The following is a 10,342-nucleotide window of genomic DNA, read 5'->3' as shown; positions in this document are numbered from 1 at the left end:
GCCGCCTGTGCGAGACAGGCGGCGATGTTTCCATCTTACTTCTTTTCGCCGCAGACGTAGCTGTTGATCTCGGCACCCAGGGGGACTTCAACGATCTTGGGGGTATTCCAGGCCATGGGACTCTCCATTGATTGCAGTTCCAGAAGGCGGCAGGCCTTCGTCTTGGGGTATTTGACCCCTGTCCAATCCTGCTTTCAAGTACCGTCTCCCGCCATATGGGGCCCAAAAATTCACGTTAGCGTGTACGCACCATCACCCCCTGCAATGGTTGCGTAGCGGGAATGTGCCAAAAACCTTGGTCCTGCCCCCCATATGCCGCCATAAGGAACGGATTGGTACGATACGAATTAAGCGGCCACAGGAAACACCACAGCCGTTGGGGCCACGCCAGCACCACCTCAGGACCTGATCATGCCGCCCGAGACAGAGCCACCCCCACAGCAGCCATCTTATGAACAGGTGCAGCAGCAGCGCGCCATCGAGGTCATGCGCCACAGCCGCATCGACACGCGCACCGCCTGCCTTCTGCTGCTGAGCGTGCTGGCGGTTTTCTATACCCTGTATTTCGCGTCCGCCATCATCCTGCCCATGATCCTGGCGCTGGTGGTGAACCTGCTGCTGTCCACGCCGCTGCGCTTCCTGCACACACGGCTGCGCCTGCCCAAGCCGCTGGCGGCCCTGTGCCTGATCCTGTGTGTGTTCGGCATTGTCGGCGCGGTGGGGACCGCCATTTCCGTTCCCGCCACCGGCTGGCTGGAACGCGCACCCGAGGCGATCAATACGCTGCAGGAACGCCTTGCCTTCCTGCGCGGTCCGTTCCAGCTCCTGACCAGCGCATCCGACCGTATCCACAATTTCATGACCATCGCAGGCGGCCATGTGGACCACCCGGCCGCCGTGACCGATACGGCCGATGGCCATGTCATTGTGGTATCAACCCCCAGCACGGGCGGCCTGGACCGGTTCAGTTCGTCCATCCTGCTGGGCACGCAGGCCTTCATGGGTCAGTTCTTCACCATGATCCTGATGCTGTTCTTCCTGCTGGCGCAGGGGGACAGCCTGCTGCGCCGCTTTGTGGAGATCATGCCGACCTTCGCCGACAAACGGCGCACGGTACAGATCGCCTACCAGATCGAACGGAACGTTTCACAGTATCTGGCCACCATCACCATCATCAACAGCCTCGTCGGGCTGGTGAACATGGCGCAGTGCTGGCTGCTGGGCATGCCCAACCCGCTGCTGTGGGGGGTGATGGCGTTCCTGCTGAACTACATTCCCATTATCGGACCGATGATGGGGATCATCATCTATTTCCTTGTGGGACTGTTCGTTTACCCGTCCGCATGGCAGGCACTGCTGCCACCCGCCATCTATCTGTGCATCCACCTGACGGAAGGGGAAACGATCACCCCCATGGTGCTGGCGCGGCGGTTCACGCTCAACCCGGTTCTGGTCATGGCGTCACTGATGTTCTGGGACTGGCTGTGGGGCATTTTCGGGGCGTTCCTGTCGGTGCCCCTGCTGGCGGTGTTCAAGATCATCTGCGACCATGTCGAGATCCTGACTCCGATCGGCCATATCGTGGGGGGACCTGCACGCACGACCCCGCCCAAACCGCTGTTTACGGATGCACCCGATCCGCCTGATGACAGGCAGGCGGGACAGGATGACTAGGTATTGCCCGCCGCCAGCACGTCAAGCTTCGCCGCCGACACGATGGTGATGGCATAGCCCTTGCCCACCTCGATCATGCCCTGGCTACGCATCCAGCTAAGCGTGCGGCTGACGGTTTCGATGGTCAGGCCAAGGTAATCGGCAATATCACCACGCGTCATGGGCAGGTGCAGTCGGCCGCCATTACTTTCGTGACCGGGCAGCTGGCTTGCATGCATCTGATCCAGCAGGAAGCTGGCCACGCGTTCGCGCGCGGTCTTGCGCCCGAGCAGCAGCATCTGGTTCTGGGCGGCGACAAGTTCGTTGGATGCTTCTTCCAGCAGGCGGCGTTCCAGCTTGGGAAAATCATCCAGCAGGTCGGCCATCTTGTCGCGTGAAAAACGGCAGACCCGCACGGTATCGACCGCTTCCGCGCCAAAGGCGTAATTGTCCGACACCGCAAGCCCGAGGAAATGCCCGGGCGAGGCAAAACCCGTGATCTGCCGCCGCCCATCAGGCAATGCCTTGAACAGCTTGACCGTGCCGGACGTGACGTTGAAAAAGTCGGTGGCCGGCGCGCCTTCCTCGATAAAACCACGACCGGGGGGGATAATGGTTTCCACCGCCGCATCCGACAGGCGGGAAATGTCATCCGGTCCGATCACGCTGCACACGCTGGTGGGGCGGACGCTGCACGTCGTGCAGAAATCCGTCTGCACGCCGGACGACCCGATGACGATACGCCGAGGCCTCGATTCAAACTGACACGAAGGCATATCCGACATAAATTATTCCTAATCACTTTCAGGCGCCTGCGTTCCGGCGCCGAAGTAACCGGACATGCCTGGCTCCCTAGAAATACACTAATGCATTTGCCAAGATGTGGGGAGTATGGCCGATGGATTGATGTAAATCAATGCGTTCCGCCGCGAAATATCAGGTAAACAGGCCTGTAACCAATAAAAACCTCCAGCCCGAGGAAAATCCGACGCGTGCAGGCCGTCCCCCCGCCTATGGTCCGACGACTGGACCCTGCAGATGTCCCGTTGCTCTATCCGTTGATCAGGATCGCCCTGCCGCATATCTCCATGCAGGACTGGATACGCATCGGACGCAGGCTGGCCCGGTCCGGCCCCCGCGTGCGGGAAGGGATTCTGGTCGCCCATTACGGCATTGCCCGGCCACCCTGCGCCATGGCTACCTTCCGCCGGGGGTTCGACCTGTATTCGGGTGATACGCTGACATCGGATTACATCATCACCCTGTCCTATACCCAGCGGCAGAAGATCGTGGATGCGCTGATCCCGGCCATGGAAACACTGGCACGCGAACTGGGATGCGATGCAATACGCATGTTTTCCTATAGTAACCGGGCGATAAATCAGGACAGCCCGGTCCGGAAACTGTGTTCCACAAGCCACATTACCAAAAGAACAGTCAGGCTGGACCGTAATAAGGAAATAGTTCACCCGTCCTGATTGATTCATATCAAAGCCGAATGCTAGGTGAGCGTGATTTCTGCACCTAACAAATCAAATTGAACATTCTTAACGATCCCGTCTGCATGCCAGCCGGAATGAAACTAGGGTCTGCTCACGATGAAGAACATTCGTAAACTCGCCATGTCGGCTGCACTGGGCGCCACGGCACTGGCACCTGTCGCGGTCCATGCGCAGACGACAGCACCCTCCACCTACGTCAATGCACCGCTGGCACAGCCCGTGGCCGTGGCACAGCCCCGTAACGGCCACTGCGGCATCTTCCAGACCTGCGCGACCACCAAGATCGGCCTGGGCAAGGGTGACTTCATGATCCGCCTGTCCGCCGTGGGCGTGCTGCCGGAAGATCGTGACAGCAAGGTCTGGGCCAGCGTCAATGGCAGCCCGTATGGCGTAGTAAGCGGCACCCGCATCAAGACCACCAACCAGGTCATGCCGGAACTGACGTTCGAATACTTCGTGACCGACAACATCTCGCTGGACCTGATCGCCACCAGCACCCGTCATGAAGTGGCGGCCGAAGGTGCCAATGTCGGTGGCAAGCTGGATGTTGGCAGCGCATGGGTGCTGCCGCCGACGGTCACGGTCGCGTGGCACTTCCGTCCGCACAAGCGCCTGAACCCGTATGTGGGTGTGGGTGGCACGTTCATGTGGTTCCACAACATGAACGCTGCTGGCAATGCGCTGGGCACGACGAAGCTGAACTCCGGCTTTACCGGTGGTCCGTCCATCAACGCCGGTGTGGATTACCAGCTGGTTGGCAACTGGTTCTTCAATTTCGACGTGAAGCAGATGTTCGTGCGCATGCACGCATGGGCCGAAAATGGCAACGAAAGCGTGAAGGTCATGGCCCACGATTCGCTGGACCCGACCGTCGTTTCCGCCGGTATCGCCTACCGGTTCTAATGGCATGAACGCGGCGGACAGTTCCCTGCTTTCCCGTTATGGGGGCAACCTGCCGCGTTACACCAGTTACCCCACCGCAGCGCAGTTCAGTGATGCGGTGGGACCGGACGACAGCCGTGCGTGGCTGTCCTCCCTCCCGGCGGACCAGCCGGTTTCCCTTTATTTGCATGTTCCCTTCTGTGACACGCTGTGCCGGTTCTGCGGGTGCAATACCGCCGTTCTGCGCAATGCGGATGCGCGGGCCGCCTATGCCGCCCTGCTGCATGAGGAACTGCGCCGCATCATCACCCTGATCGGCCCCGGCCGCCGGGTCACGCACCTGCAATGGGGCGGTGGCACGCCCACGACACTCCCGGCCAGCGCCATGCGCCGCGTCATGCAGGCCATCCGCCGGGATTTCGATATCGCTCCGGATGCCGAAATCAGCATCGAGGTCGATCCCCGGCATCTTCCCCCCGACTATCCGGCCCTTCTGCATGAACTCGGGTTCAACCGCGCCAGCATGGGCGTGCAGGATCTTGATGCGGACGTGCAGGACGCCTGTGGCCGGATCCAGAGCTGGGAACAGACCAGCGACTGCCTGACCGCCCTGCGGGATGCGGGGGTGAACTCCATCAACATCGACCTGATCTACGGCCTGCCACGGCAGGACACGGCAGGCGTGGCGCGCACGGCCCGCGCGGTGGCCAGCCTGCATCCCGATCGTCTGGCAGTTTTCGGTTATGCGCATGTGCCATGGAAACAGAAGCGCCAGAACCTGATGCCGGTGGGCGACCTGCCCGGCCCGCAGACGCGCATTGCCCAGCGCGCGGCGATTGACGCGACCCTGCGTAACGAAGGCTTCCTGCCGGTGGGCCTGGATCATTACGTCAGCCCGCACGACAGCATGGCGCGTGCCATGGCCTCCGGCACGCTGCACCGTAATTTCCAGGGCTATACCACCGATACGGCACCGGCCCTGATCGGCGTGGGGGCATCGGCCATTTCCTCGCTTCCCGGCGGCATGACGCAAAATGCCGTCTCGTCCGCCGCCTATGCCCGGCTTATGGGAAACAGCCCCGACAGCCTGCCTGTCGTGCGCGGTGTGAAGCTGGATGCGGATGATCATGTGCGCGCCGCGATCATAGAACAGGTCATGTGCGACCTGCGGGTCGATCTGGCGGAGGTCTGCGCGCAGTATCACCTGCCCACCAGCCATTTTGTCCCCGAACTGGCGCATCTGGCTCCCATGGTGGCGGATGGGCTGGTCCGCATCACCGGCCGCCAGATACAGGTCACGGAAAAGGGGCGCCAGTTCGTGCGCCACGTCGCCGCCGCCTTCGACCGGTACCTGACAGCGGACAGTGCCACCCGCCACGCCAGCGCCCTGTAACCCACAGGCCGCCGCCCCCGATGGCAGCGCAGGCCCAGAGCAGCAGAACCTTTTCCCATGGAAACGAATTGCGTCATCGCAGCCCTTGCCGCCACGCCGGCTACGCCGTGGCCCTTTCCGCACTGGCAGCTTTATGACGTACTGCCCGCGCCGGTGGCCGCGGCACTGGTGACATGGACGCCAGATGCCCGTTTCATAGGTGGCGACAGTGGTGGCCAGCGGGCGGGACGCAACGGGAAACGGCTGTTCATCACGCCCGCGCAACGCGCGGCGAACACGGCGCTGGACCATCTGGCAACCCTGTTTGACACGACGCAGACACGCGCCGCCTTTGCGGACAGGTGCGACGCCCATCTTGAAAACGCGGCCCTGCGCCTTGAACTATGCCTTGATACGGATGGTTTCTGGCTGGAGCCGCATACCGATATCGGCGCCAAGCGGCTGACGCTTGTGATCTCACTTTCCATGGGTGCGCAGGCGACACAGTGGGGCACCGACCTCATGACCGCATCGGGCGCGGTCGTGGCGCGGGCTTCGGGCATGTTCAATTCGGGGTTGCTGTTCATACCATCCGCCCGGTCATGGCACGGCTTCGTCCCGCGCCCGATGACGGGCATACGCAGGACACTGATCGTCAACTATGTCGGCCCGGAATGGCGGGCAACGGACGAACTGGCCCGCGGGACGGCAGCACCCTGAACGCACCGCCATTGCACGGACCGAAGGAACGGAATGCGCAACAAGCCTTTATTCGCGCACCAAACGGTTCTAGGAAGCACTGCTATACAGTGTAATCCCATTCATCCCATTCATCCCATGTCACCCCGGTCATGACGCAAGAGGACAACAGAGGTATGAGCGAGACCCCGCGCGAGACTATGGAATTCGATGTCGTTATTGTTGGCGGCGGCCCATCGGGGCTGGCGGCGGCGATCCGGCTGCGGCAGGTTGCCCCCGAGGCGAGCGTCTGCCTGATTGAGAAAGGCAGCGAGATTGGCGCCCATATCCTGTCCGGTGCCGTGATCGAACCCCGTGCGCTTGCGGAACTCCTGCCGCACTGGCGCGAGGAAGGGGCCCCGCTGAACACGCCCGTGACAGAGGAGCAGATGCTCTACCTGACACGGAACGGCAGCCTTGAAATCCCGTTCCTTGACCGCGTGATGCCGCACATGAGCAACCACGGCAACCATATCGTAAGCCTTGGCGATTTCTGCCGCTGGCTTGCGGGCCGGGCGGAAGAACTGGGGGTCGAGATCTATCCCGGTTTCGCGGGTGCGGAGGTGCTGGTGGACGATAGCGGCCGGGTAACCGGCGTCGCCACCGGGGACATGGGCATCGGCCGCGATGGCAAGCCAGGCGACAATTACGCGCCGGGCATGGAACTGCGCGCGAAATACACGCTGTTTGCAGAAGGCTGCCGCGGGTCGCTGACCAAGCAGGTCACGGCGATGTACAACCTGCGCAAGGGCGTGGACCCGCAGACCTACGGGCTGGGTATCAAGGAACTGTGGGAAATCCCCAGGGAAATGCATCGCCCCGGACTGGTGCAGCACAGCTTTGGCTGGCCGCTGGATGACCGGACCTATGGCGGGGCGTGGATGTACCATTTTGGTGACAACCTGGTGTCCTACGGGTTTGTCACGGGACTGGACTATCCCAACACATGGCTGTCCCCGTTTGATGAAATGCAGCGCGTGAAGCTGCACCCGGCCTTCCGCCCGTATTTCGAGGGCGGTCGCCGCATCGCCTATGGCGCGCGTGCGCTGTCCGAAGGGGGAATCCAGTCTATCCCGCGCCTGACCTTCCCCGGCGGGGCACTGATTGGCGATACGGCAGGCTTCCTGAACGTACCCAAGATCAAAGGCACCCACACGGCCATGAAGTCGGGCATGCTGGCGGCGGAAGCCGTGGCGGAAGCGCTGGCGACGGACCGGGTGGAACCGGGATCCTATACCCGCCGCATCCGGGATTCCTGGCTGTGGACGGAACTGCGTTCGGTACGCAACATCCGCCCCGCCTTCGCCAAATTCGGCATGAAGGGCGGCGCGCTGTATTCGGGCATCGACGCCATGCTGCTGCGTGGCCGCGCACCATGGACGCTGCATACGCGGCACAGCGACAACGAAGTGCTGGAACCGGCCTCGATTTCGGAAAAGATCAGTTATCCAAAGCCCGATGGCAAGATCACGTTCGATCGCCTGTCCTCGGTCTTCCTGTCCAACACCAATCATGAAGAAGACCAGCCGGTTCACCTGAAGGTCCGCAACATGTCGCTGTGGAAGACGGTGAACTGGGATGTGTTCCGCTCCCCCGAAAGCCGGTACTGCCCGGCAGCCGTTTATGAAGTGGCGGATGAGGGCACGGACCCCCACCTGCAGATCAACGCGCAGAACTGCGTCCACTGCAAGACTTGCGACATCAAGGACCCCGCCCAGAACATCGACTGGGTCACGCCGGAGGGGGCAGGCGGTCCGAACTATCCCGGCGGGATGTAATCATATGGCAGGTACGGTATGTATCTGCCACACCGATTGCCCTTATCCGAAGACAGACAGGCAAATATGCAATGAAGGTTCTTGTACCCGTTAAGCGCGTGATTGATTACAACATCAAACCGCGAGTGAAAGCCGATGGTTCCGGTGTTGAAACCGCCGGCGTCAAGATGTCCATGAATCCGTTTGATGAAATCGCGGTTGAGGAAGCCGTGCGCCTGAAGGAAAAAGGCGTGGTGAGCGAAATCGTCGCGGTTTCGATCGGTGAGCCCAAGGCGCAGGACACGCTGCGCACGGCCATGGCCATGGGGGCCGACCGGTCCATTCTGGTGGAAACCGATGTGGTGACCGAACCGCTTTCGGTGGCCAAGGTGCTCAAGGCACTGGTGGAAAAGGAAAAGCCCGACCTGATCATCCTTGGCAAGCAGGCCATTGATGATGACATGAACGCCACCGGGCAGATGCTGGCGGGCCTGCTGGGCCGCCCGCAGGCGACCTTTGCCTCCAAGGTGGACGTGGCCGATGCCGCGGTAACCGTCACGCGCGAGATTGATGGCGGGTCCCAGACCGTAAAGCTGGCGCTGCCGGCCATCATTACCGCAGACCTGCGCCTGAACGAGCCGCGCTACGCTTCGCTGCCCAACATCATGAAGGCGCGCAAGAAGCCGATGGAAAAGATCACGCCTGCCGATCTGGGCGTGGACATGACGCCGCGACTGAGCGTGATCTCGGTTGCCGAACCGCCTGAACGCAAGGCGGGGATCAAGCTCGACTCGGCAGCGGAACTGGTGTCGCGTCTGCGTAACGAAGCAAAGGTGATCTGATCATGACCGTACTCGTTTATCTGGATCATGAAGCCGGGGCGATCCGCCAGGCCTCGCGTTCCGCCATTGCGGCCGCCAGCCAGCTGGGCGATGTCGATGTGCTGGTCACCGGGCCGGACGCGGCTGCCGCTGCAAAATCCGCCGCCGCCATTCCGGGCGTGAAAAAGGTACTGCAGGTTACTGACACCACCGGCAGCAGCGAACTGGCCGAACCGGTTGCCGCCCTGCTGGCGGATCTGGCGTCGGGTTACAGCCATATCCTGGCGGCGTCATCTGCTACGGCGAAGAACGTCCTGCCGCGCACGGCCGCGCTGCTGGATGTGCAGCCGATCCCTGATATCGTCGCCATCAACGACGCCGATACCTTTGTCCGTCCCATCTATGCCGGCAGCGCGCTGGCGACGGTAAAGTCGGCGGATGCAAAAAAGATCATCACGGTCCGCGCATCTTCCTTCGATCCGGTGGCAAGCGAAGGCGGCAATGCGGTGATCGAGGAAGTGGCCCTGCCCGCAGGTCCGGGTGGGTCCACTTTCGTCGCCACCGAACTGTCGAAGTCCGAACGGCCGGAACTGGAATCCGCCCGCGTTGTGGTTTCGGGCGGTAATGGCATGCAGAACGAAGAAAACTTCAAGCTGCTGGAACCGCTGGCCGACCGTCTGGGTGCCGCCATCGGCGCTTCGCGCGCAGCGGTGGACAAGGGCTTCGTGTCCAACGAATACCAGGTGGGCCAGACCGGCAAGATCGTGGCGCCGGAACTGTATATCGCCATGGGGATTTCGGGTCAGATCCAGCATCTGGCCGGGATGAAAGACAGCAAGGTGATCGTTGCGGTGAACAAGGACCCCGAAGCACCGATCTTCCAGGTCGCGGATTACGGGATCGTGGGCGACCTGTTCACCATCCTGCCGCAGCTTGAAGCGGAACTGGACAAGGCAGGCTGACGCCTGACCGCTTCATACGCACGCAAAAGGGGCGCGGAGGGATACTTCCGCGCCCTTTTTCATGCGTGCCTATTCATTTTCCAGCACGGCATGGGCGCGGGCAACCACGGTGTCGTATTCCTGTTGTGTCAGGTCACCGCGATGCAGCATTTCGCTCGCCCGGGCCAGCGCGTCGCGCGCGTGGGTCGCATCCGGTATCGGATAGCGCCGCCCCGGCAGGGCAAAGGCTGAATCCGGCAGGGCATTGCGTTCGGCCGCAGTCAGTCTGGACATTGGTATTCCTCCCTCAACGGAATGGTTTCCACCAGCGTGGGAACCGACGCCACAGTAGAGAAAGCCAATCGGGACAAGATACGTAAAAGACGGATGGCACCCATTATTTTATGCCATGCGCAAAAAAACAGGGCCCCCCGTTACGGGGGACCCTGCCAGGGGGATGCGGACACTGAAGGTGCTGCACCCATTCCGGTATTTTTTCCGGATGTTCTTTGTTTTTATGGAAGCCTGATCGCTTCGTGTGATTCTGTATGACATGCTTATTTTAACAGGTCAACATAAATATAAATAAAAATGAAATTTTACTTTTTTTGCACTGCACAATTCATCTGTTTATTTTGCACCGCACAATGCACTGACAATATATACGGCATGCGCC

General features: G+C 61.3%; 11 protein-coding genes. 8 read left to right on the top strand and 3 right to left on the bottom strand.

All coding sequences use genetic code 11. From position 1 onward, the window contains the following. Positions 1-35 precede the first annotated feature (35 nt). On the bottom strand, positions 36-116 hold the full coding sequence (gene pqqA, locus CFR80_RS04220; RefSeq protein ID WP_010508617.1) for a pyrroloquinoline quinone precursor peptide PqqA: 81 nt from the start codon (positions 114-116) through the stop codon (positions 36-38). A 295-nt stretch (positions 117-411) separates the two neighbouring features. Here pqqA and CFR80_RS04215 point away from each other — a divergent pair, with 295 nt between their 5' ends. Next, complete coding sequence (locus CFR80_RS04215; RefSeq protein ID WP_232275606.1) at positions 412-1,674, top strand: AI-2E family transporter; 1,263 nt, start codon at positions 412-414, stop codon at positions 1,672-1,674. On the opposite strand, the gene CFR80_RS04210 is transcribed toward CFR80_RS04215, so the two are convergent. After that, positions 1,671-2,438, bottom strand: coding sequence for a Crp/Fnr family transcriptional regulator (locus CFR80_RS04210; RefSeq protein WP_010513646.1), 768 nt, complete (start codon positions 2,436-2,438; stop codon positions 1,671-1,673). The two genes, CFR80_RS04215 and CFR80_RS04210, sit on opposite strands and share 4 nt — an antisense overlap. A gap of 228 nt (positions 2,439-2,666) precedes the next feature. Between CFR80_RS04210 and CFR80_RS04205 the strand changes: the two genes are divergently transcribed. From CFR80_RS04205 to CFR80_RS04175, 7 genes are all read left to right on the top strand, one after another. Continuing rightward, positions 2,667-3,131 carry a hypothetical protein gene (locus CFR80_RS04205; RefSeq protein WP_110507112.1) on the top strand — a complete coding sequence of 155 codons (465 nt, stop codon included), beginning with the start codon at positions 2,667-2,669 and terminating at the stop codon, positions 3,129-3,131. Between the two features lie 120 nt (positions 3,132-3,251). Beyond that, positions 3,252-4,058 carry an OmpW/AlkL family protein gene (locus CFR80_RS04200; RefSeq protein ID WP_029329342.1) on the top strand — a complete coding sequence of 269 codons (807 nt, stop codon included), beginning with the start codon at positions 3,252-3,254 and terminating at the stop codon, positions 4,056-4,058. Positions 4,059-4,062: 4 nt separating this feature from the next. Next, positions 4,063-5,430 (top strand): oxygen-independent coproporphyrinogen III oxidase, encoded by a 1,368-nt coding sequence (hemN, locus tag CFR80_RS04195; RefSeq protein ID WP_110507111.1) that lies wholly within the window; start codon positions 4,063-4,065, stop codon positions 5,428-5,430. Positions 5,431-5,487: 57 nt separating this feature from the next. Beyond that, entirely contained in the window at positions 5,488-6,129 is a 642-nt protein-coding gene (locus tag CFR80_RS04190) for a 2OG-Fe(II) oxygenase family protein (RefSeq protein ID WP_010513651.1), read from the top strand. A gap of 155 nt (positions 6,130-6,284) precedes the next feature. After that, positions 6,285-7,925, top strand: coding sequence for an electron transfer flavoprotein-ubiquinone oxidoreductase (locus CFR80_RS04185; RefSeq protein ID WP_010513653.1), 1,641 nt, complete (start codon positions 6,285-6,287; stop codon positions 7,923-7,925). Positions 7,926-7,996: 71 nt separating this feature from the next. After that, positions 7,997-8,746: an electron transfer flavoprotein subunit beta/FixA family protein gene (locus CFR80_RS04180; RefSeq protein WP_010513654.1), complete on the top strand. Its 750-nt coding sequence runs from the start codon at positions 7,997-7,999 to the stop codon at positions 8,744-8,746. 2 nt (positions 8,747-8,748) lie between these two features. After that, complete coding sequence (locus tag CFR80_RS04175; protein WP_110507110.1) at positions 8,749-9,687, top strand: electron transfer flavoprotein subunit alpha/FixB family protein; 939 nt, start codon at positions 8,749-8,751, stop codon at positions 9,685-9,687. Between the two features lie 69 nt (positions 9,688-9,756). On the opposite strand, the gene CFR80_RS04170 is transcribed toward CFR80_RS04175, so the two are convergent. Continuing rightward, a complete protein-coding gene (locus CFR80_RS04170; RefSeq protein ID WP_010513656.1) occupies positions 9,757-9,960 on the bottom strand; it encodes a hypothetical protein in 204 nt (67 codons plus the stop codon). Positions 9,961-10,342: the final 382 nt, after the last annotated feature.

The sequence above is a fragment of the Komagataeibacter oboediens genome (genome assembly GCF_003207815.1).
GTDB classification, from domain to species: Bacteria; Pseudomonadota; Alphaproteobacteria; order Acetobacterales; family Acetobacteraceae; genus Komagataeibacter; species Komagataeibacter oboediens.
The sequence above is the reverse complement of the archived record's forward strand: the minus strand, read 5'-3'. Positions and strand labels throughout refer to the sequence as shown.

What these genes read in the sequence shown, in the direction of transcription:
- CFR80_RS04215 (WP_232275606.1), top strand. Translation starts at nt 412, where the DNA reads ATGCCGCCCGAGACAGAGCCACCCCCACAGCAGCCATCTTATGAACAG.
- CFR80_RS04170 (WP_010513656.1), bottom strand. Translation starts at nt 9,960, where the DNA reads ATGTCCAGACTGACTGCGGCCGAACGCAATGCCCTGCCGGATTCAGCC.
- pqqA (WP_010508617.1), bottom strand. Translation starts at nt 116, where the DNA reads ATGGCCTGGAATACCCCCAAGATCGTTGAAGTCCCCCTGGGTGCCGAG.
- CFR80_RS04180 (WP_010513654.1), top strand. Translation starts at nt 7,997, where the DNA reads ATGAAGGTTCTTGTACCCGTTAAGCGCGTGATTGATTACAACATCAAA.
- CFR80_RS04175 (WP_110507110.1), top strand. Translation starts at nt 8,749, where the DNA reads ATGACCGTACTCGTTTATCTGGATCATGAAGCCGGGGCGATCCGCCAG.
- CFR80_RS04200 (WP_029329342.1), top strand. Translation starts at nt 3,252, where the DNA reads ATGAAGAACATTCGTAAACTCGCCATGTCGGCTGCACTGGGCGCCACG.
- CFR80_RS04190 (WP_010513651.1), top strand. Translation starts at nt 5,488, where the DNA reads ATGGAAACGAATTGCGTCATCGCAGCCCTTGCCGCCACGCCGGCTACG.
- CFR80_RS04210 (WP_010513646.1), bottom strand. Translation starts at nt 2,438, where the DNA reads ATGTCGGATATGCCTTCGTGTCAGTTTGAATCGAGGCCTCGGCGTATC.
- CFR80_RS04205 (WP_110507112.1), top strand. Translation starts at nt 2,667, where the DNA reads ATGGTCCGACGACTGGACCCTGCAGATGTCCCGTTGCTCTATCCGTTG.
- hemN (WP_110507111.1), top strand. Translation starts at nt 4,063, where the DNA reads ATGAACGCGGCGGACAGTTCCCTGCTTTCCCGTTATGGGGGCAACCTG.
- CFR80_RS04185 (WP_010513653.1), top strand. Translation starts at nt 6,285, where the DNA reads ATGAGCGAGACCCCGCGCGAGACTATGGAATTCGATGTCGTTATTGTT.